Here is a 20,650-nt window from a genome sequence, read left to right on the forward strand (position 1 = left end):
GCTTTCCACCGGCAGCCGGAGCCACCGGCGGACCGGTCATTTCTTGGCGGCGAACAGGGCGTCGAGTTTCTGCTCGAAAGCGTGGTAGCCGATGCGGTCGTACAGTTCGGCACGAGTCTGCATCAGGTCGATGACTTCTTTTTGGTGACCGTCGCGGCGAATGGCTGTGTAGACAGCCTCGGCCGCCTTGTTGGCGGCGCGGAAGGCCGACAGCGGGTAGAGTTGGATGGCCACGCCGACCGAGGCCAGCTCGTCGCGCGAGAACAGCGGGGTCGCGCCGAACTCGGTGATGTTGGCCAGGACCGGCACGCCCAGCGCATCGACGAAGCGCTTGTAGGTCGGCAGATCGTAGGCGGCTTCAGCAAAGATAGCGTCGGCACCAGCCTCCACGTATTGCAGGCAACGTTCGATGGCGGCATCGACACCTTCGGCCTGGATGGCGTCGGTACGCGCGATCAGGAAGAAGTTCGGGTCGGTCTTGGCATCGGCAGCGGCCTTGACGCGATCGACCATCTCCTCGACGGAGACGATTTCCTTGCCAGGACGATGGCCGCAGCGCTTGGCGCCGACCTGGTCCTCGATGTGGGCGGCAGCAGCACCAGCCTTGATCAGGCTCTTCACTGTGCGTTCGATGTTGAAGGCGCTGGGGCCGAAGCCGGTGTCGATGTCCACCAGCAGCGGCAGGTCGCAGACGTCGGTGATGCGACGCACGTCGGTGAGCACGTCGTCCAGGGTGTTGATTCCCAAGTCCGGCAGACCCAGCGAGCCAGCGGCGACACCGCCACCGGACAGGTAGATGGCCTTGAAGCCGGCACGCTTGGCCAGCAGCGCATGGTTGGCGTTGATTGCGCCGATGACCTGCAGCGGACGTTCCTCGGCGATGGCGTCGCGGAAGCGCTGGCCGGCGGTTTTCTGACTCATGACTCACCTCGTGTTTTGGACGGGTTGGCGAGCGCTTCCTGGTAGTGGCGCTCGATATTGCGCTTGGAGGCGCCGATGTGACGGCGCATCAGCAACTCGGCCAGTTCGCCGTCTCGGTCGGCGATGGCATCGAGAATCCGGTGGTGTTCATTGAAGGCCTGGCGCGGCCGGTTCGGTACGCCAGAGAACTGGATGCGATACATGCGAACAAGTTGATAAAGCTCGCCACAGAGCATCTGGGTCAGGGTGCGGTTGCCGCTGCCCTGGATAATCCGGTAGTGGAAGTCGAAATCGCCTTCCTGCTGGTAGTAACCACGACCCGCCTGGAAGGCCTCGTCGCGCTCGTGGGTATCCAGTACGCGGCGCAGCTCATCGATCTCGGATTGAGTCATGCGCTCGGCGGCCAAGCGGCAGGCCATGCCCTCCAGGGATTCCCGAATTTCGTAGAGCTCGATCAGCTCGGCATGACTCAGGGAAACCACCCGAGCACCGACATGAGGCACCCGAACCAGCAGCTTCTGTCCTTCCAATCGATGGATCGCCTCGCGCAGCGGGCCCCGACTGATGCCGTAGGTACGCGCCAACTCCGGTTCGGAGATCTTGCTGCCCGGGGCGATCTCACCTCGAACGATGGCTGCCTGGATGCGTCGGAAGACGTGCTCGGCGAGGGTTTCCGAATCCAGAGATTCCGCTATAGGGCCTTCAGATACTTCAAGCATGATTGTCGACACATTGTTTGTCAGTTGCGCAAAACTAGCGCTACAACCCCAAGCTTGTCAAACGCCGCCGGGCAGATTGTCAACAATCTGCCCGCCTAACAAAATGCTTGAAGCGCCACACACGCCCGGCAGCCGAGCCAAAAGCGTCTGTCGCAGCGGAAAATCCCCGTGTTAGAATGCGCGCCGCCAGCGCCAGTCTGGGCGCCATTGACTTGCCTGCTAGACTCCCAGACCAGGCGCCGCAGCCACGAAGGCCGTGGGCCGGGCTCCTGGACCGATGACCGCGTTACGCTCAAAGGACTTATGACACTCAAGCCCTTCGCCCTCTTTGCCTGTCTGATTGGCCTCCCCGGCCTCGGCTTAGCCACCGAAAAGACCGTTTACGGTCTGAACGAATACGCCAGGCTGAAAGACCTCGATCTGATAGTAGCCGCCAAGCTGGACACAGGTGCCAAGACCGCCTCCCTCAGCGCCCGCGACATCAAGCGATTCAAGCGCGACGGCGAACCCTGGGTACGCTTCTACCTGGCCATCGACGATGCCCACGAACACCCGATCGAACGCCCCTTGGCGCGCATCAGCAAGATCAAGCGACGCGCCGGCGACTTCAACCCCGAAGAAGGCAAGACCTACACTGCACGCCCCGTGATCGAGCTTGAGGTGTGCATGGGCGATGCCCTGCGGCAAATTGAAGTGAACCTCACTGACCGCAGTGCTTTCCAATACCCGCTTCTGATCGGTTCCGAAGCGCTCAAGCGCTTCGACGCACTGGTCGACCCGAGCCTTAAATACGCTGCCGGCAAGCCCGGCTGTGCCACTGACGCAAACTCTGACGAGTAACCCACATGCGCTCTCTTACCCTGCATCTGAAAGTCCTGATCACCCTCCTGGTGAGCCTGGGCATTCTGATAACGGCCTACCAGATATTCATCCAGGGCATTCCGATTACCGAGGATGCGACCGACGACCTGTGGAACATCGATGCCAAGGTCGAGTTCCAGGCCAACCCGCGCGACCCGATCAAGGTGCAAATGTTCGTGCCGCCCTTGAACCGGGACTACGTCAGCCTCAATGAGAGCTTCATCTCCAACAATTACGGGGTGAGCATTAATCGCGTGGACGGCAACCGCAAGGTGACCTGGTCCGCGCGTCGCGCCAGCGGCAACCAGACGCTCTACTACCGCCTGGTGCTGACCAAGCGCTACAGCGGCGAGAAGCCCAAGGACAAGGGGCCGATCTTCCGCGACAGCATCCCCGTGGAAGGCGCCGAGAAAATCGCGGCCGAAGCCCTGCTCGCCCCCATCCGTCAGCACTCGGCGGATGTCGAGACCTTCATCACCGAGACCATCAAGCGCGTCAACAACATCAACGATGACAACGTCAAGCTCCTCCTGGCCGGCGATCCCTCGACCTCCAGGAAGGCCCAGGTCATCGAGCTGCTGCTGTCCATTGCCCACGTCCCCATGGAGCGCGTGCACACCATCCGCCTGATCAGCGAGCAAGCGCAGAGCCCAGAACTCTGGCTGCGCAGCTTCAACGGCGAAAACTGGCTGTACTTCAACCCCGAGACGGGTGAGCAGGGCTTGCCCACAGACCGCTTGATCTGGTGGACCGGTGACGACAACCTGGTCAACGTGGACGGCGGCAAGAAGGCCCAGGTGACCTTCAGCATGAACAACAGCGAGATGAACGCCATCCGCCTGGCCAAGCTGACCGACGAGAACACTGACGCCGACTTCCTCGAGTACTCGCTCTACGGCCTGCCGCTGCAGACCCAGCAGACCTACCAGATCATGATCATGATCCCGATCGGCGTGCTGGTGATCCTGATCCTGCGCAACCTGATTGGCATCCAGACCCTCGGCACCTTCACGCCGGTCCTTATCGCCCTTGCCTTCCGCGAGACCCAGCTCGGCTTCGGTATCGTGCTGTTCACCATCATCACCGCGCTCGGCCTGTCGCTGCGATCCTACCTGGAGCACCTGAAGCTGCAGATGCTGCCACGCCTATCGGTGGTGTTGACCTTCGTGGTGGTGCTGATCGCGGTCATCAGCCTGTTCAGCCACAAACTCGGCCTGGAACGCGGCCTGTCCGTTGCCCTGTTCCCGATGGTGATCCTGACCATGACCATCGAGCGCCTGTCCATCACCTGGGAGGAACGCGGCGGCGGCCATGCCTTCAAGGTCGGTGTGGGCACCATCATCGCGGCGTCCCTGGCGCACGTGCTGATGAGCATTCCGGAGCTGATCTACTTCATCTTCACCTTCCCGGCCGTGCTGATGATCCTGGTGGGCTTCATGCTGGCGATGGGTCGCTACCGCGGCTACCGCCTGACCGAACTCTTCCGTTTCAAAGCCTTCCTGAAGGACTGAGCCATGTTCGGCCTGATCAAGACATGGAAAGCCCTGAGTGCCCGCGGCATCATGGGCATCAACCGACGCAACGCGGACTACGTGCTGAAGTACAACAAACGGCACCTGTACCCGATCGTCGACGACAAGATCATCACCAAGCAGCGCGCCATCGAGGCGGGGATCCACGTACCCGAAATGTACGGGATCATTTCCACCGAGAAGGAAATCGACAAGCTCGACGAGATCATCGGCGAGCGTAACGACTTCGTGATCAAGCCGGCGCAAGGCGCCGGCGGGGACGGCATTCTCGTGATCGCCGACCGTTTCGAAGGCCGCTACAAGACCGTATCCGGGAAGATCATCAGCCACGAGGAGATCGAGCACCAGATCTCCAGCATCCTGACCGGGCTCTACTCGCTCGGCGGGCACCGCGACCGTGCACTGATCGAGTACCGCGTAACCCCTGACCAGATCTTCAAGAGCATCAGCTACGAGGGAGTACCGGACATCCGCATCATTGTGCTGATGGGCTACCCGGTCATGGCCATGCTGCGCCTGCCGACCCGCCAGTCCAACGGCAAGGCCAACCTGCACCAGGGCGCCATCGGCGTCGGTGTCGACCTGGCAACCGGCGTCACTCTGCGTGGCACCTGGCTGAACAACAAGATCGCCAAGCACCCGGACACCACAAACGCGGTGGATGGCGTGCAATTGCCGAACTGGGATGGCTTCATGAAGCTCGCGGCCGGCTGCTACGAGCTGTGCGGTCTTGGATACATTGGTGTCGATATGGTGCTGGACCAGGAAAAGGGCCCGCTGATCCTTGAGCTCAACGCCCGTCCCGGCCTGAATATCCAGATAGCCAACGACTGCGGCCTGACCCATCGCGCCCACGCCATCGAGGCTCGCATCGAAGAGCTGAAGGCCAAGGGTGTCCAGGAGACCCCGGAAGAGCGTGTCCGGGTTTCCCAGGGACTGTTCGGCCACGTTCACCCGGCTGAGATCTGATCGCCTGCTCCTTGAAAATACCCGGCCAAGTGCCGGGCTTTTCTTTGCCGGGCAGACTACTAGCCTGCGGAACCCCTTTCCTTAAGCCATCCGCCTCCCGGTTTCGTCGGGGGATCACCCCTCACCGAGCCACCATCGGCGCCACGCCTGGCTACACGGGTGGATGTGAAAAGCAACATCCACCCTACACCCCATAAACCACACTCCTCCCCGGCAGCCCACGCACTCCCCAAACCAATAAAAAAGGGCCTTTCGGCCCCTTCTTAATGCATCACACCCCTCAATCGTTACTCGGCTTGCCCACGGCCTGCAGCACATACTGCGGGAGGGCGAAGGCACCGAGGTGGATTTCCGGGTTGTAGTAACGGGTCACGATACCGCTACCAGCAAAACGCTGACGCAAGGTTTCCAGCGGCAGCTTGCGTAGTTCCGGGTCGGTAGCGCCCCAGGCAAAAGTCATGGCACCGCCGATGTATGTCGGCACAGCCGCCTGATAGAAGTGCCAATCCGCGAATAAGTCGTTCATCCGACCGGCGGTAGTCTGTACTTCGGCAAGCTGCATGAACGGCGTGCCGTTTTGCGTGACCAGGATGCCGCCATCATTCAGGCAACGGCAGCAGGCCTGGTAGAAGTTCTCGGAGAACAGCACTTCGCCCGGACCGATCGGATCCGTGGAGTCGGAAATGATGACGTCGAACTTCTCCTCGGTCGTGGCGACGAAGCGCATGCCGTCATCGATCACCAGGTTCAGGCGCGGATCGTCATATGCACCCTTGGAGTGGTTGGGTAGGAACTCCTTGCACATATCGACCACAGTGCCGTCGATCTCGACCATGGTGATGCTCTCGACATCACGGTGCTTGCTCACTTCGCGCAGCATGCCCCCGTCACCGCCACCGATGATCAGCACGCGGCGCGCTGCGCCATGGGCCAGGATCGGCACATGGGTGAGCATCTCGTGGTAAATGAACTCGTCGGCCTCGGTGGTCTGGATCACGCCATCCAGCGCCATGACGCGGCCCATGCGCGCGTTCTCGAAGATCACCAGATGTTGATGCTCGGTGCGTACCTCATGCAGCAGGCGATCCATGCGAAAACGCTGGCCGTAACCGTCATAGAGGGTTTCCTGATAATCGCTCATGGGTCATCTCTCCTGGTAGCTGCATTGACGGACGGCGCCTTGGTGAGGCGCCCGCCCCCATGAAAGGCGCGCATTCTACGATGGCTTCGATGTCAGGTCGAACCGCACGCCGGGTAGAATTTGAAAGTCAGTTTTGCAGAGACAGTTCAGACACCTACAGCTATCGTCGAACCACAACCAAGCGGAGACACCTCTTTCGCGACCGCTGACCGACTGGATCGAGCCGATGCACCTTGACTATTTCGAGCCCTGGAGCTGGCAGCAGTTCCAACGTCATTTTGCCCTGCGCCGACTAGCGGGCGTCGAGCGCCTGACGGCAGACAGCTACAGCCGCAGCTTTCGCCTGGATGGATGCACCGGCTGGTTTCGGCTGACGGCCGCATCCAGCTCCCTTACCCTGGATGTCAGCCCCTCTGCCAAAGACCTGGAATCACGACTCGCAGCGCGAGTGCGGCGCATGTTCGACCTGGACAGCGACCCAGCCGCCATCGCCCACCATCTGGCGCAGGACCCACTCCTGCACACTCTGCTGCAACGTTATCCCGGACTGCGACTGCCGGTCGCATTCGACCCCTTCGAGCAAGCCGTTCGCACCATCATTGGTCAACAGGTGACCGTGAAGGCCGCCGTGACCATTGCCGGACGTCTGGTGGAGCGCCTTGGCGAGTCGCTGAGCGACGCTCCTGTGGACGGTCCACTCAGGCTTTTCCCAACCCCACAGGCCATTGCTGACGATCCTCTGCCCGGTATCGGCATGCCTGGCAAACGTGTCGACACCTTGCGCCGGCTGGCCAGCGCCGTAGCTGACGGCACGCTTGAACTGACTACCGCTGACGGTATCGAAACACTGATCGACAGGCTCTGCGCATTACCCGGCATCGGCCGCTGGACCGCCGAGTATATTGCCTTGCGTGCCTTTGGGGAGCCCGACGCCTTCCCAACCGCTGACTTGGGCCTCCTGAAGTCTCCCTTGTGGGGCGCCGAGGGAATCAGTGCACGTGAGCTGCAGAAGCGCGCGGAACTCTGGCGTCCCTGGCGCGCCTATGCTGCCGTCTATCTCTGGCAAAGTTACGCCGACGAGGACTGAACCATGCTCTACCGCTATTACGACAGCCCCCTGGGCCCGCTGCTGCTGGCCGGGGACGACGTCGGCCTTCGCCTGCTGCACATGGACGCCGCTCAACCCTGGCAACTGGATGCCGACTGGCACGCAGGGACGAATGAATTCGACGAAGTCTGTCGCCAACTCGACCACTACTTCAGTGGCCGACTACGCCGCTTCGATCTTCGCCTGGCACCTCGCGGCACCAGCTTCCAGCAACGGGTCTGGCAAGCCTTGCAGTCGATCCCTTATGGCACCACCACCAGCTACGGCGAATTGGCCCAACGCATTGGCAATCCCAAGTCCGTGCGGGCCGTCGGCACCGCCAACGGCGCCAATCCTATAGCCATCATCATTCCCTGCCATCGGGTGATCGGCCGTGACGGCAGCCTGACCGGCTACGCCGGTGGCCTGGAGCGCAAGGCACTGCTGCTGAAACTCGAAGGGGTGAACCTGCTGCCCGAGCAGGACCAACTGATGCTGGTCTGATGGCATTCACGGCTGGCGAATACGTGCCAGCACCTTGGCCGGTTCCGACAGCGGCAAGGCGATGATCACCCCTTCCCCGTTTCGCGGTGAAACGCCCGTGAGGGCCTGGATGTTCACCTGATGGCTGACCATGATCACTGGCCGGTCGGCCGGTAACTGCTGGATCGCCTTGCGCATCTCGGCGGTCTGGGCGGCCTGACTGGAGGGGTCGCTGAAGAAGGAATCCAGCGCCGGAAGGGTCTCAACCGCGCCGAATCCCATCTCCAGAGCGGTGTCCTGGGCGCGACACCAACTGCTGGCATAGAGACGAGGCTGCTCGACCTTGCGCTTGCGCAGTAACTGCCCCCACCTACGCGCCTCACGGCGCCCACGGTCATTGAGATTGCGCTGGGTGCTGCAGTCCCCTAGTCGAAAACCCTCCGGGTCACCTGTTCCAGGGGCCGTGGTATGACGCATCAACAGCAGTGCCTGGCCTTCGCGCAATGCCGCCCACGCTGCTCTCTGGTCAGCCTGGACAGGCAAAACGAGCAACCCCAACAGCAGGAGCGCGATTACGCGGAGCATGCTGTGACCACATGCTCGAAATGCTGCCTGTAAAACGCCCGACTACGCCGAACTGCAACGACACAAGGGCGAAACCCCATGGCGTAACGCTCCCAAGGAAGACGCTGTACCAACAGGATAGATCGCGCCAGGCGAGCCTTCCTGGCGACCCATCAGATAAGGTCGCCCACGAAAGACGCGTGTGCCCGGTGCCTTTCGCGCAGACCGCTAATTTACAGGCGCGACAGATCGATGACCGCGAAGCTCGCCACCGTTTCATGACCGGGCAACTCGCCGCCATCACGCGCCAGTCCGATGGTCTGCATGCCCGCTGCCTGGGCCGCATCCAGTTCCTCCACGACATCGGAGAGGAACAGGATCGCGTCAGCCGGCATTGCAATTACCTTAGCGATGCGCTCGTAGGAAGCCGCCTCGCGCTTTGGTCCCGATGTGGTGTCGAAATAACCGGAAAACAGCGGCGTCATATCACCCGTTTCCGAGCAACCGAAGATCAGCTTCTGCGCTTGGATCGAGCCCGAGGAATAGACATACAGCTCATAGCCTTCCTGTTTCCAGCGACGCAGCGCCTCGACAGCATCGGGGTAGACATGTCCCTTTAGCTGGCCAGCCTTGTAGCCCTGTTCCCAGACCATTCCCTGCAGCGCCTTTAACGGCGTCGCCTTGCGATCCTCGGCGATCCAGCCGAGAAGAATCTCCACGACTCGCTGGATGCTTGCATCGGTCTCCCCGCTTTCGACCCGGACCGCCTCGATCTGCACCGCGACTTCAGGAACAGCAGCATGCTCCACGACGAACGCGGGCAAATGACGAGCGGCGAAGGGAAAGAGTACGTCGAAGACAAAGCTCACCGCGCTGGTGGTGCCTTCGATATCAGTGAGGACGGCCTTGATTGGCATGGGGAACTCCAGGTAAATCGGTAATTGCCAAGCGCCGCAGACAGGCGGGTCTGGGCGGGAAACCGCTGCAGCCCAACCTACCGTGGCTCGTGGCTCAGTCTTCTAGTTGTGGAAAGCGGCCGGCGATGTCGTCGCCGGTGAACTGCGCCACCCAGCCCTCGGGATTGTTGAACAACCGAATGGCCACGAAGTGCGGGTGCTCGCCCATGTCGAACCAATGGCGTGTACCGGCGGGCACGGAAATCAGGTCATTCTTCTCGCACAGTACGGCGTAGACATAATCATTGATGTGCAGGGTGAACAGGCCGCGGCCCGCTACGAAGAAGCGCACTTCGTCTTCGCCATGGCGGTGCTCGTCGAGGAACTTGGCCCGCAGCTCGGCTTTCTGCGGATGGTCGCTGGTGAGGCTGACCACGTCCACGGTGACGTAACCTTGCTCCTGCATCAGCCGGTCGATCTGCGGGCGGTAGGCAGTGATCACCTCGTCCTGGCTAGCGCCCGGCGCAATACGCGCGGAGGCCTCCCAACGCTCGAAACGCACTCCCACCGTGGCAAGGGTGGAGGCGATGTCCTCCAGGTGGGTCAAGACCTTGTTTGGCTGGTCCGGACTGGATTCGTGGTAAACGGTCAGGCTGCTCATCTTAGGAACTCCTTGCAGGCGGCCTCCCAGCTCTCGGGCGGGTCGGCACGCCATCAATCGGTCAGGCATCCTTGTGCAAAGGAAGCATCAGCGGTTGGTGATCGAGAGGGTCTTCAGCTCGCACTCGAACAGGAACTCGAAGGCTTCGACCTGGCGCAGGGCGTCGCTCATGCGCGGCCCCCAAGTATAGAGGCCGTGCCCGCGGATCAGATACCCGACGCAATCGGGGTGCTGATCGAGCCAGGGCTGTACTTTGCTGGCCAGGCGCGCAATGTCCTGGTCGTTATCGAAAATCGGCACCAGCACTTGAGACTCGTGGGTCGAAATGCCACTGAAAGCCTTCTGCAACTCGTAATCGGCAAACACCAGCGAATCGGCCAGGGTCAGGCGCGACAGCACGGTGGCGTTTACCGAGTGGGTATGCAGCACCGAACCGATCTCCGGTTTCCAGCGGTACAGCTGCGTATGCAGCAGGGTTTCCGCAGACGGCTTCTTGCCCGGCTCCAGGCTCTTGCCATCGAAGTCCGTGGCCAGCACGTCATCGAGACCAAGCTGCCCCTTGTGCTTGCCGGATACGGTTAGCAGCGCCTGGCTTTCAGACAGGCGCACCGAGTAGTTGCTGCTAGTGGCCGGCGACCACCCGCGCCCATAAAGGAAGCGGCCGGCATCGATGATTTCCTGGGCGAGTTGTTGGCGATTCATGCCCGCTCCTCTTGCAAATGGGTGGCAATGATAACGGTTGCAGCCAGCGCCGCTAGACTGGCGATGGCAAAGGTGCAGAACGGCCCGAGCGAGCTCCAGCTGTAGCCCGAGTACAAAGCCCCGAGCGCCCCACCAGTGCCGGCCATCGCTGCATAGAGCGCCTGCCCCTGGCCTTGCTGGCCGGGCCCGAAGCGACGCTGCACGAAATGGATGGCCGCCGCATGAAAGCTGCCGAAGGTAGCGGCATGCAGCAACTGGGCGAACAGCAGCACCAAAAGGTGATCGGCGAAACCGCCCAACAGCAGCCACCGCAGCGCCGCGATGAGGAAGCTGGCCATCAGCACCCGGCGCACAGAGTAGCGGCTGAGTATCCTCGACATCACCAGAAACAGCAGGACCTCGGCCACCACCCCCAACGCCCAGAGTTGGCCAATCAAGCCACGGGAATAACCGAGGGACTCTAGATAGATGGTCTGGAAGCTGTAGTAGGGGCCGTGGGAAAGCTGCATCAGCCCAACACAGAGGTAGAACGCCAGCATGGCCGGGTTGAGCAACTGGCGAAAGAATCCTTCATCACTGCTCATGTCGTCGCGGGCCAAAGGCAAAGCGTTTGGTACCCACAGGCTGGCCATGACGATGCCGCCCATTATCAGCACCGGCGCCCAGGGATACAGGTCCAGGCTGTAACGCTCGAACAACTGGCCCAGCCCGATCACGGCGAGGATGAAGCCAATCGAGCCCCAGAGACGAATCTGGCTATAGCGCGCTGCCTGGTCACCCAGGTGCGCCAGGGTGATCACCTCGAACTGCGGCAGCACCGCGTGCCAGAAAAACGCATGCAAGGCCATGATCAATGCCAGCCAGGCATAGCTCTGGTCAACGAAGATCAGGGCAAAGGTCGCCAATGTGCAGACAGCCCCCAACCGGACGATCTGCAGGCGCCGGCCGCTTCGATCCCCGAGCCAACACCAAATGTTCGGCGCCACGCAGCGCATGAGCATGGGGATGGCCAGCAACTCGCCGATTCGCGCACTGGAAAACCCCAGGTGTGCAAAGTACAAACCAAGAAAGGGCGCTGTGGCGCCCAACAGGGAGAAGTAGAACAGGTAAAAACCGGACAGCCGCCAATAGGGTAACGCAGCGGTCATGCGGTGCCCTGGGACGAGCGCAGCAGTACCCTGGAGGCGGATTGTCGGGTATCGCTGGACTCAGCGGAGCGCCGCCCGCCCCACCCCATGGTTCTCACAGCTGGCCCAGCACCGGCGTGGTGACGCTGACCCCTGCGTTCTGCGCGCGGTGACGTAGCAGGTGGTCCATCAGAACGATGGCCATCATGGCTTCAGCGATCGGCGTCGCACGGATGCCCACACAGGGATCGTGGCGGCCCTTGGTGACCACCTCCACCGGATTGCCATGAACATCGATGGAGCGGCCGGGTGTAGTGATGCTGGAAGTCGGCTTCAACGCAAGGTTGGCGATGATCGGCTGGCCGGACGAGATGCCGCCGAGGATGCCGCCGGCATTGTTCGACAAGAAGCCTTCCGGGGTCAGCTCATCGCGATGCTCGGTGCCGCGCTGCGCAATACTGGCGAAACCGGCGCCGATCTCGACGCCCTTGACCGCGTTGATACTCATCAGCGCATGGGCCAGCTCAGCATCCAGACGATCGAAGATCGGCTCGCCCAGGCCCGGGGGTACGCCGTCGGCGACCACCGTGATCTTCGCACCTACCGAATCCTGGTCGCGGCGCAGCTGGTCCATGTAGGCCTCCAACTCCGGCACTTTGTCCGGATCGGGGCAGAAGAACGGATTCTGCTCCACGGAGTCCCAAGTTTTGAAAGGGATTTCGACCGGGCCGAGCTGGCTCATGTAGCCACGCACCTGGATGCCCTGGGTCGCCAGGAACTTCTTGGCAATGGCACCGGCTGCCACGCGCATCGCGGTCTCCCGCGCCGATGAGCGACCGCCGCCACGGTAGTCGCGGATACCGTACTTGTGGTGGTAGGTGTAGTCAGCGTGGGCCGGGCGGAACAGATCCTTGATCGCCGAGTAGTCCTTGGACTTCTGGTCGGTATTGCGGATCAGCAGGCCGATGGAGCAACCGGTGGTACGTCCCTCGAACACCCCAGAAAGGATCTCCACTTCATCGGCTTCCTGGCGCTGGGTGGTGTGGCGACTGGTGCCTGGCTTGCGCCGATCCAGGTCACGCTGCAGATCCTCCTGTGACAGCTCGAGCCCCGGCGGACAGCCGTCAACGATGGCGACCAGCGCCGGACCATGGCTTTCGCCAGCGGTGGTGACGGTAAATAGCTTGCCGTAGGTGTTGCCGGACATGCACAGTGCTCCGCAGAAATGGGCCTCGATCGAAGGCCGAGCAGTATACCTGCGGCGTTCGGCCAGTTCACCCTCGAACCTTGGCCCGGCAATCGAGTCCAACGAACACTCCGGCCACCATCTCAACCCATGCTACGCATTCTCCTGCTTCTGTTGACCCTGCTCGCCGGCCAAGCGCTGGCGGCACCCGATAGTTTTTTGCAACGCCCCATCGAGCTGGATACCCACAGTGGGACGCTGTACGGCTCGCTGCTGGTCCCCAAGCGCGACAAGGCAGTACCTGTCGCACTGCTCATCGCCGGTTCCGGCCCCACTGACCGCGACGGCAACAACCCTATTGGCGGACGCAATGACAGCCTGAAGAAGCTGGCCCGCCTGCTCGCGAACCAGGGCATTGCCAGTGTTCGCTATGACAAGCGCGGCGTTGCCGCCAGCCAGGCAGCAGGCGCGGACGAGCGGACCCTGAGCATCGAACGCTACACCGCCGATGTCGCAGCCTGGGGCCAGAAGCTGAAGCAGGACCCACGCTTCTCCCGCCTGATCCTCATCGGCCACAGCGAGGGAGCCCTGCTCGCCAGCCTGGCGGCAGACGCCGCCGGTGCCGATGCGATAGTCAGCCTCGCAGGCAGCGCACGCCCCATCGACCAATTGCTTTACGCCCAGTTGCGCATCAGGCTACCGCCACCACTGCTGGCCCAGAGCGAGCGCCTGTTGGCCAGCCTCCGCAATGGCCAGACAGTCGCAGACGTGCCGCCGCAACTGGAGGTACTGTTCCGCCCCAGCGTACAGCCTTACCTGATTTCCCTGTTCCGTCAGGACCCGGCTGATGCCTTTGCGCGCCTGCGGATACCCGCCCTGATCATCCAGGGCAGCCATGACATCCAGGTCAGCGTCTCCGACGCGGAGCGCCTCAAGGCCGTCAAGCCGGATGCTCGCCTGATCATCATCGACGGCATGAACCACATGCTGCGCATCGTTCCAATGGATATGGCCCAGCAACTGGCGTCCTACCGTGAGCCACGCCTACCCCTGGCGCAGCAGCTCGGAAAAAGCATCGTCAGCTTCATCGAGACGGAATCGACCTCCAGTAATGCTGGAAACGGTCGATAACCAGCTTGCCAGAGTTCCTATAGACAACGGATCGTGCGCTCGACAGGAAATCCTCATGACTGACAGCCCACCCGAAAAACCGAATGCTGAGCAAGTCCCGCTTCATCCGTGGTCAGGGCTGGCCCCCGAGCATTTCGACTTGCTCCGCCTGTCCCCCCTGCCGGTGGATCGCCACACCGGGGCGCGGCCGTTGCGTTTCGTCGAGCTGGGGCGGATCGAGCGCCACTCACCTGAGCTGAGCATGCTACGCCTGGTCGTCAACCTGCCGGACCAGCACCTGCGCAAAGCACGGAACATGCTCGAGGTCTGGGTCGATCACCGGAGCAAGGAAGTTCGTTTCGGCCCTGACAGCGGTCTGCAAGTCGAGCCCCCGAACCGCGGACTCGGTCGATTCCTCATGGCACAAGGCATTGCCTGGGTACGCCAGAAATGGACGCACTATCGGGTGGAGGGCGGCGCTCTACCTGCAAAGGATGCGCTGAACGACGAAATGCGCCTGCGTCGCGACCATGCGCTCAAGGCGCAGGGTTTCACCGTCACTTACCTCGACAGCCTGCAGATGAAGGCAACCTATGGCGCCGGCCACGTGAGTGAGTTACATGCAGACTGGCACGATCAGAAGGTCCAGTACATCGGCCTGGCAGAAGCGGCCATGATGCTCCAGCAGGCCGACCAGAACCTGCAGCACCAGGCTCTGGAGCTTCGCAAGCTGGAAGAGCGGGTCGATATCTACAAGCGCGATGATAGCGGACTACGCTTCACCATCGCCTGCCTGGTGGCCTTCGCGGTATTCCAGGCAGGCCTGCTGATCTGGATCGCGACCCGCTGATGCCAGGCGTCAGCCATTCACGCGCGAGCGGAACAACGCCTGGTGCTCGCGGCACTGCTTGGCACTGAGCAGAAACACGCCGTGGCCACCGTGCTCGAAGTCTAACCAGAGGAAATCCACCTCCGGGTAGAGCTCCTCGACGTGGACCTGGCTGTTGCCCACCTCGACAATCAGCAAGCCCTTTTCCGTCAGATGGTCTGCCGCCTCGGCGAGCATACGACGCACCAGGTCCAGACCATCGTTGCCACAGGCCAGGCCCAGCTCAGGTTCGTGCTGGTATTCCGCTGGCATATCAGCGAAGTCCTCCGCGTCCACATAGGGCGGGTTCGATACGATCAAGTCGAAGCGCTGCCCCGGGAGCCCTTCGAAGCCATCACCCTGAACCGTAAATACACGCTCCTCGAGGCCGTGCCGTTCGATGTTCAGGTTAGCCACCTCGAGCGCCTCGAACGACAGGTCGGCGAGGACGACCTCCGCGTCCGGGAAGGCATGGGCGCAAGCAATGCCGATGCAGCCCGAGCCGGTGCAGAGGTCGAGGATTCGCGCAGGCTCATGCGGCAGCCAGGGCGAGAACTGCTGCTGGATAAGCTCAGCGATCGGTGACCGTGGCACCAACACCCGCTCATCCACCACGAACGGCATGCCGCAGAACCACGCCTCCCCGAGCAGGTACGCTACGGGCACACGCTCTTCGATGCGGCGGCGCAGCAGTTCACGCAGGAGGGCGCTTTCATCCTCTTCCAGACGGCAGTCGAGGTAGCTGTCGGCAATCTCATACGGCAGGTGCAAGGCGCCCAGCACCAATTGACGGGCCTCATCCCAGGCATTGTCGGTGCCATGACCGAAGAACAGGTTTTCAGCGTGGAAACGGCTCACAGCCCAGCGGATGTGATCACGCAGGGTGCGCAGGCGGGATTCGGACACGTCGGACGACCTCTGGAAACGGGCCAGCGATTCTAGCACTCCTGCCGCATCGCATCAGCCTCGGGCGGCCGACGAACGGAAGCCCCGCCACGCCCCTGCACACCACGGAAACCGGCTCGCCCGGTGGCGCGGCAAGCAACTGGACCTTGGTCCATGGTTCACTTATTGCTCCACACGGCGGACAATGGTGGCAATGTCGTACCCGGAGATTCGCATGTCCGCCCCGAAATCCATGTTCCAGTTGAGTGGCCGCGGTTACCCGCCGGCCAATCTCAACAACGCCACACTTGTGATCATCGATGCTCAGGAAGAGTACCGCAGCGGCGTCCTTGCCCTGCCAGGGCTGGATGCTGCCCTCGCCGAGATTGCGAGCCTGCTCGCCGCTGCCCGCGCCATGGGTAGCACCATCGTTCACGTCAAGCACCTCGGCGTTCCTGGCGGCCTGCTCGACCCTCAGGGTATCCGCGGCCAGCATCTGCCGGAAGCTGCCCCCCTGCCGGGCGAAATCGTTGTGGAGAAGCGCCTGCCGAATGCATTCGCCGGTACAGAACTCCACGACCGCCTTCAGCAGATCGGCCATCTCGACCTGATCGTCTGCGGCTTCATGACTCATTCGAGCATCAGCACCACCGTTCGAGCCGCCAAGGACTATGGTTATCGCTGCACGCTGGTGAGTGCTGCTTGCGCGACTCGCGACTTACCGACTCTCGACGGCGGCGTCATCAGCGCGGATGAAATGCATCGCGTCGAGGTCATCGCCCTCGCCGACAATTTCGCTAGCGTGGTGCCGCAGGCCAAGGCGCTGATCTGACCGACGCGTCGACACATCCCGCGACATCCGCCCCGAGGTTGACCGGAACCACGCCCGCCAGCGCCGGTCATACCCCCGATAAAGCAAGAGGACGTCCGGATGAAGTTATCCGATGGATTTGATGCCCGCCGCCTGCGCCCACGAGGCCCGGGCAGCTGGCGCTGGCGTTTCGCAGCGGCGCTTTCGGCCCTGTTTGCCGGCTTCGGCATACTGCTGGCCATGGCCGGCACTGCTACGCTGCTCGGCCGCCCCCCAGCGCTCGGCCCACTCAACGAAAGCACCGGCGCGGCCATCGTGCTGCTGGTCGTGGGCCTGCTTTTCCTGTGGCTGGGTGTGATCGCCTGGCGAGTCTGCAGGCGCCGATCCCGTCGCCGGAGTGACCTGAGCCTATCGCCGCACCTGATGAAGAAACGCGACTGACCGCAGCACTAAGCATTGGGTAAACTAGCCGCCCTTCGCGGAGGCCTGCATGCACGATAATGCCCACAAAGACGACGAAACTTCCCTGTTCGCCCAGGAAATGCGCGGCGTAAAGCGCATCCAGGACGACCGTGCCGAAACCGGCAAGCCCAGGGCCGACCTCAAGCAACTGGCCACCCGGCGGCAGAATGCCACCGTCCGCGTTGCCAACGTCAAGGTCGATGGGCTCTCGGACCAGTTCATCATCGATGTTGGCGCCGAAGATGAGCTGCATTGGGCCCGGGACGGCGTCCAAGAAGGCCAGATGCGTAAGCTCAAACAAGGCCAGATCGGCTTCGAGGGCAGCCTGGACCTGCATGGCATGACCGTCGAGAAGGCCCGTGAGACCCTGTGGGACTTCATCGCCGAAGCCACCCGCTTCGAGGTGCGCTGCGTGCGTGTAACCCACGGCAAGGCCGCGCGCCTGGACGGCAAACGTCCGTTGATCAAAAGCCACGTCAACACCTGGCTCCGCCAGCACCCGCAGGTACTCGGCTTCACTTCCTGCCTGCCAAAACATGGCGGCACGGGCGCGGTTTACGTGATGCTGCGCCGCACCATGCTTGAGGGCCGTGACGAGTGAGCCAAACATCCACCAATCGCTCGACGGGTGCCGCATACCCTTGCCAGCATCGCAAAGGCGCCCTACCCTGCGCCTTTGCGTAAATCCCCACAGGAATTTCCATGTCCCTGGAACAGCATTACACCGCCATCCTCGACCAGATCGGCGAGGACGTCTCCCGCGAAGGCTTGCTCGATACCCCGAAGCGCGCCGCCAAAGCCATGCAGTACCTTTGCCGTGGCTATGAGCAAACGCTGGAGGAAGTCACCAATGGCGCCCTGTTCAGCTCCGATAACAGCGAAATGGTGCTGGTGAAGCACATCGAGTTGTATTCGCTCTGCGAACACCATCTGCTGCCGTTCATCGGCAAGGCGCACGTCGCCTACATTCCCAACGGCAAAGTATTGGGCCTGTCCAAGGTGGCGCGCATCGTCGACATGTACGCCCGGCGTCTGCAGATTCAGGAAAACCTCAGCCGCCAGATTGCCGAGGCCGTTCAGCAGGTCACGGGCGCGCTTGGCGTGGCCGTGGTTATCGAAGCCCAGCACATGTGCATGATGATGCGCGGTGTCGAAAAGCAGAACTCGTCCATGGTCACTTCGGTGATGCTCGGAGAATTCCGTGAAAACGCAGCGACTCGCAGCGAATTCCTCAGCCTGATCAACAACTGAAGCCAGACACATGCATAAAAAAGCCGGCTGATGCCGGCTTTTTCCTTTCTGGTGTTCCTAAAAACTGCGTCCATCAACCTTTACGACCTTCAGGCCATCCAGCGGCACATCCTCAAGACAGCGCACATTAACCGCAGCCATGGCATTGCCCTTCGGATCAAGGGCCTCGCCAAACGGCGCACAGCCGCAGGTCGCGCAGAAATGGTGGGCGATGTGCATGCGATTGAAGCGGTAGGTAGACAGGTCCGATGCGGGTGTCTCGAGGTGCAACTGGTCGCGAGGGACAAACCACAACAGGTAGCCGCGCCGGCTGCACAGGGAGCAATTGCAGTCCATGACCTGCTCCAGGTTTCCCTCAACCTCGAACGCGATCTTTCCGCAGTGGCAACTGCCTCGGTACTTCATGGTGCGCGCTCCTTCGGAAGCCTATGGACAGGCTGGAGCCTCCAAGTTAGCCCAGCAGCACTGAACCCGCCATGCCGAGTGCAGGGGTGCATAGCCCACCCTGCGACAGTTAGGCCGGCCCCAGATGAAAAAGCCGGCATAATGCCGGCTTCAGTCAATCGAGCATACCCACATGCCGTGGATGGCTGGCCACACGTTCCAGCCAGGCCAGGATCGCCGGGTATCCCGAGAGGTCGAATCCGCCCTCGTGAGCCACATGCGTATAGGCGTAAAGGGCGATGTCAGCGATCGAGTAATGCTCACCCACCAGGTACGTCGTGCGCTGCAACTGCTTTTCCATCACCTTGAGCGCCTTGTGGCCGCGCACATGGCAGACCTTGTACTCCTCCAGCCGCTCGGCGGGCATGCCTTGGTAGAGCTGGATGAACCGCGCGACCGCAATGTAGGGTTCGTGGCTGTATTGTTCGAAGAACTGCCACTGCAGCACCTGAGTCCGCAAGCGTGGCTCGCTGGGCAGCAGGTCGCTGCCCTCGGCCAGGAAATTGAGGATGGCGTTGGATTCCCAGAGGGTGGTGCCATCGTCCAGCTCCAACACCGGGATCTTGCCGTTCGGGTTCTTTTCCAGGAACTCGGGGCTTTGCGTCTCACCCTTTCGGATATCGATCGGCACCCATTGGTAAGGCAGCCCAAGCAGATTGAGGATCAGCTTGACCTTGTAGCAGTTGCCCGAGATGTAATCACCGTAAACCTTGTACATCCTCACCCCTCCCTTGTGATCAGGCGGCCTCGGCCGCATGGGCCTGGCGAATGACGCTGGCGAGCCGCTTCAGCCCCTCGCCCAGGCGCTCCGGAGCCACGTGGCTGAAGTTCAGGCGCAGGTGGCCCGGATGCTGATCCGGATCGATGAAGAAAGGCTCGCCCGGCATGAATGCCACATTCTGCTCCAGCGCTGGCTTGAGCAATGTACGAGTATCGAGTGGCTGCTTCAGGGTCAGCCAGAAGAACAGCCCACCCTGGGGGATTTCCCAGGTCGCCAGCTCACCGAAGTGTTCTTCCAGCGCTGTTTGCATCGAATCGCGGCGAATCCGGTAGAAGTCGCGCAGCTCGGCCAGATGCTGGCGGTACTGCTCGGTACCGAACCATTGCAGCGCTTGCCACTGGCCGATGCGATTGGTGTGCAGGTCGGCGGACTGCTTTAGGCGCAGCAGGTGCGGGAAGAGGTCCGGCGTTGCGATCAGGAATCCCACGCGCAGGCCAGGCAGCAGCGTCTTGGAGACAGTGCCGGTGTAGATCCAGCTGGCCTTTTTCAGGCGGCTGACAATAGGCGTTGCGCAGCCTTCATCGAACACCAGCTCACGGTAAGGTTCGTCTTCGATCAGGGTAACGCCGAACTCGTCGAGCAACTCCGCCACGGCATCGCGCTTAGCCTCGCTGTAGCGGGTGCCGGACGGATTCTGGAACGTCGGAATCAGGTAGGCAAAGGCCGGCTTGTGCTGCTCCAGGCGCTGACGTAGTGCAGCCAGTTCGGGGCCATCGGCCTCCTGGGGTACAGCGATGCAGTCGGCACCGAACAACTGGAAGGCCTGGAGCGCCGCGAGGTAGGTCGGAGCCTCCAGCAGCACCTCGGTGCCCGGATCGATAAACAGCTTGGATGCCAGGTCCAGGGTTTGCTGGGAACCGCTGACGATCAGCACCTGGCTGGCCTCACAGGGTACGCCTAGCGCTCGCGCCTCGGTAGCGATGGCCTCGCGCAGCGCCGGCTCGCCCTCGCTCATGCCGTACTGGCCCATGCTCGCCGGCATCTCGGCCCACTCCACCTTCGGCAGCATCGGCTCGGCCGGCAGCCCCCCGGCGAAAGACATCACTTCCGGACGCTGGGCGGCGGCAAGGATTTCACGGATCAGGGAGCTTTTCAGGCGGGCAATGCGTTCGGAGAAGGCCATGGAATGTCACCGGGTGCGGAAGCAATAAAATTAAGTCAAACTGATTGACCGAAACTACGACGCCAA

General features: G+C 62.0%; 24 protein-coding genes. 11 read left to right on the forward strand and 13 right to left on the reverse strand.

What is annotated here, in order from left to right; all coding sequences use genetic code 11:
* Positions 1-36: 36 nt before the first annotated feature.
* Positions 37-921 carry a methylisocitrate lyase gene (gene prpB / locus OXH74_RS00190; RefSeq protein ID WP_215378499.1) on the reverse strand — a complete coding sequence of 295 codons (885 nt, stop codon included), beginning with the start codon at positions 919-921 and terminating at the stop codon, positions 37-39.
* Entirely contained in the window at positions 918-1,640 is a 723-nt protein-coding gene (locus tag OXH74_RS00195) for a GntR family transcriptional regulator (protein WP_215378501.1), read from the reverse strand. The genes prpB and OXH74_RS00195 overlap by 4 nt, the downstream gene beginning before the upstream one ends.
* A 303-nt stretch (positions 1,641-1,943) precedes the next feature.
* On the opposite strand from OXH74_RS00195, the gene OXH74_RS00200 reads away from it, so the two are divergent.
* From OXH74_RS00200 to OXH74_RS00210, 3 genes are read left to right on the forward strand one after another with little or no spacing between them, the layout of a single operon-like run.
* Entirely contained in the window at positions 1,944-2,480 is a 537-nt protein-coding gene (locus OXH74_RS00200) for an ATP-dependent zinc protease (RefSeq protein WP_375739575.1), read from the forward strand.
* A 5-nt stretch (positions 2,481-2,485) separates the two neighbouring features.
* A complete protein-coding gene (locus tag OXH74_RS00205; protein ID WP_375739576.1) occupies positions 2,486-4,012 on the forward strand; it encodes an inactive transglutaminase family protein in 1,527 nt (508 codons plus the stop codon).
* 3 nt (positions 4,013-4,015) lie between these two features.
* Entirely contained in the window at positions 4,016-5,002 is a 987-nt protein-coding gene (locus tag OXH74_RS00210) for an alpha-L-glutamate ligase-like protein (RefSeq protein ID WP_375739577.1), read from the forward strand.
* 280 nt (positions 5,003-5,282) lie between these two features.
* On the opposite strand, the gene speE is transcribed toward OXH74_RS00210, so the two are convergent.
* Entirely contained in the window at positions 5,283-6,143 is an 861-nt protein-coding gene (gene speE, locus OXH74_RS00215; protein ID WP_375739578.1) for a polyamine aminopropyltransferase, read from the reverse strand.
* Positions 6,144-6,369: 226 nt separating this feature from the next.
* Here speE and OXH74_RS00220 point away from each other — a divergent pair, with 226 nt between their 5' ends.
* Both OXH74_RS00220 and OXH74_RS00225 read left to right on the forward strand, forming a co-directional pair.
* Entirely contained in the window at positions 6,370-7,230 is an 861-nt protein-coding gene (locus OXH74_RS00220; protein WP_375739579.1) for a DNA-3-methyladenine glycosylase family protein, read from the forward strand.
* 3 nt (positions 7,231-7,233) lie between these two features.
* Complete coding sequence (locus OXH74_RS00225) at positions 7,234-7,734, forward strand: methylated-DNA--[protein]-cysteine S-methyltransferase (protein ID WP_375739580.1); 501 nt, start codon at positions 7,234-7,236, stop codon at positions 7,732-7,734.
* 6 nt (positions 7,735-7,740) lie between these two features.
* Here the strand turns inward: OXH74_RS00225 and OXH74_RS00230 are convergent, their stop codons facing one another.
* The 6 genes from OXH74_RS00230 to aroC all read right to left on the reverse strand — a co-directional run bounded on the left by OXH74_RS00230 (position 7,741) and on the right by aroC (position 12,870).
* Complete coding sequence (locus OXH74_RS00230) at positions 7,741-8,298, reverse strand: histidine phosphatase family protein (protein ID WP_375739581.1); 558 nt, start codon at positions 8,296-8,298, stop codon at positions 7,741-7,743.
* Between the two features lie 212 nt (positions 8,299-8,510).
* Positions 8,511-9,194, reverse strand: a complete 684-nt coding sequence (mtnC, locus tag OXH74_RS00235) for an acireductone synthase (protein ID WP_375739582.1) — start codon at positions 9,192-9,194, stop codon at positions 8,511-8,513.
* Positions 9,195-9,288: 94 nt separating this feature from the next.
* A complete protein-coding gene (locus OXH74_RS00240; RefSeq protein WP_375739583.1) occupies positions 9,289-9,834 on the reverse strand; it encodes an acireductone dioxygenase in 546 nt (181 codons plus the stop codon).
* An 87-nt stretch (positions 9,835-9,921) separates the two neighbouring features.
* The gene (locus OXH74_RS00245; RefSeq protein WP_375739584.1) at positions 9,922-10,536 is read right to left on the reverse strand and encodes a methylthioribulose 1-phosphate dehydratase; all 615 of its coding nucleotides are present in this window, start codon (positions 10,534-10,536) and stop codon (positions 9,922-9,924) included.
* On the reverse strand, positions 10,533-11,684 hold the full coding sequence (locus OXH74_RS00250) for an MFS transporter (protein ID WP_375739585.1): 1,152 nt from the start codon (positions 11,682-11,684) through the stop codon (positions 10,533-10,535). Before OXH74_RS00250 ends, OXH74_RS00245 begins: the two co-directional genes overlap by 4 nt.
* A 94-nt stretch (positions 11,685-11,778) precedes the next feature.
* A complete protein-coding gene (gene aroC, locus OXH74_RS00255; RefSeq protein WP_375739586.1) occupies positions 11,779-12,870 on the reverse strand; it encodes a chorismate synthase in 1,092 nt (363 codons plus the stop codon).
* A 129-nt stretch (positions 12,871-12,999) separates the two neighbouring features.
* Here aroC and OXH74_RS00260 point away from each other — a divergent pair, with 129 nt between their 5' ends.
* Both OXH74_RS00260 and OXH74_RS00265 read left to right on the forward strand, forming a co-directional pair.
* A complete protein-coding gene (locus OXH74_RS00260) occupies positions 13,000-13,980 on the forward strand; it encodes an alpha/beta hydrolase (protein WP_375739587.1) in 981 nt (326 codons plus the stop codon).
* A gap of 49 nt (positions 13,981-14,029) precedes the next feature.
* Complete coding sequence (locus tag OXH74_RS00265) at positions 14,030-14,809, forward strand: hypothetical protein (protein WP_375741692.1); 780 nt, start codon at positions 14,030-14,032, stop codon at positions 14,807-14,809.
* Between the two features lie 9 nt (positions 14,810-14,818).
* On the opposite strand, the gene prmB is transcribed toward OXH74_RS00265, so the two are convergent.
* Positions 14,819-15,733, reverse strand: a complete 915-nt coding sequence (gene prmB / locus OXH74_RS00270) for a 50S ribosomal protein L3 N(5)-glutamine methyltransferase (RefSeq protein WP_375739588.1) — start codon at positions 15,731-15,733, stop codon at positions 14,819-14,821.
* A 214-nt stretch (positions 15,734-15,947) separates the two neighbouring features.
* Here prmB and OXH74_RS00275 point away from each other — a divergent pair, with 214 nt between their 5' ends.
* The 4 genes from OXH74_RS00275 (at position 15,948) to folE (ending at position 18,236) form a co-directional block, all read left to right on the forward strand.
* A complete protein-coding gene (locus tag OXH74_RS00275; RefSeq protein ID WP_375739589.1) occupies positions 15,948-16,544 on the forward strand; it encodes a cysteine hydrolase family protein in 597 nt (198 codons plus the stop codon).
* A gap of 99 nt (positions 16,545-16,643) precedes the next feature.
* Positions 16,644-16,964, forward strand: coding sequence for a hypothetical protein (locus OXH74_RS00280; protein WP_375739590.1), 321 nt, complete (start codon positions 16,644-16,646; stop codon positions 16,962-16,964).
* Between the two features lie 49 nt (positions 16,965-17,013).
* Complete coding sequence (locus OXH74_RS00285) at positions 17,014-17,586, forward strand: Smr/MutS family protein (protein WP_375739591.1); 573 nt, start codon at positions 17,014-17,016, stop codon at positions 17,584-17,586.
* A gap of 101 nt (positions 17,587-17,687) precedes the next feature.
* Positions 17,688-18,236 (forward strand): GTP cyclohydrolase I FolE, encoded by a 549-nt coding sequence (gene folE / locus OXH74_RS00290; protein ID WP_215378542.1) that lies wholly within the window; start codon positions 17,688-17,690, stop codon positions 18,234-18,236.
* Between the two features lie 57 nt (positions 18,237-18,293).
* Here folE and OXH74_RS00295 read toward each other — a convergent pair whose 3' ends face one another.
* From OXH74_RS00295 to OXH74_RS00305, 3 genes are all read right to left on the reverse strand, one after another.
* Positions 18,294-18,641: a GFA family protein gene (locus tag OXH74_RS00295; protein ID WP_375739592.1), complete on the reverse strand. Its 348-nt coding sequence runs from the start codon at positions 18,639-18,641 to the stop codon at positions 18,294-18,296.
* A gap of 154 nt (positions 18,642-18,795) precedes the next feature.
* Positions 18,796-19,398, reverse strand: coding sequence for a glutathione S-transferase family protein (locus OXH74_RS00300; RefSeq protein ID WP_375739593.1), 603 nt, complete (start codon positions 19,396-19,398; stop codon positions 18,796-18,798).
* Between the two features lie 19 nt (positions 19,399-19,417).
* On the reverse strand, positions 19,418-20,584 hold the full coding sequence (locus OXH74_RS00305; protein ID WP_375739594.1) for a PLP-dependent aminotransferase family protein: 1,167 nt from the start codon (positions 20,582-20,584) through the stop codon (positions 19,418-19,420).
* Positions 20,585-20,650: the final 66 nt, after the last annotated feature.

The organism is Metapseudomonas boanensis, assembly GCF_042232855.1.
Lineage (GTDB): Bacteria > Pseudomonadota > Gammaproteobacteria > Pseudomonadales > Pseudomonadaceae > Metapseudomonas > Metapseudomonas boanensis.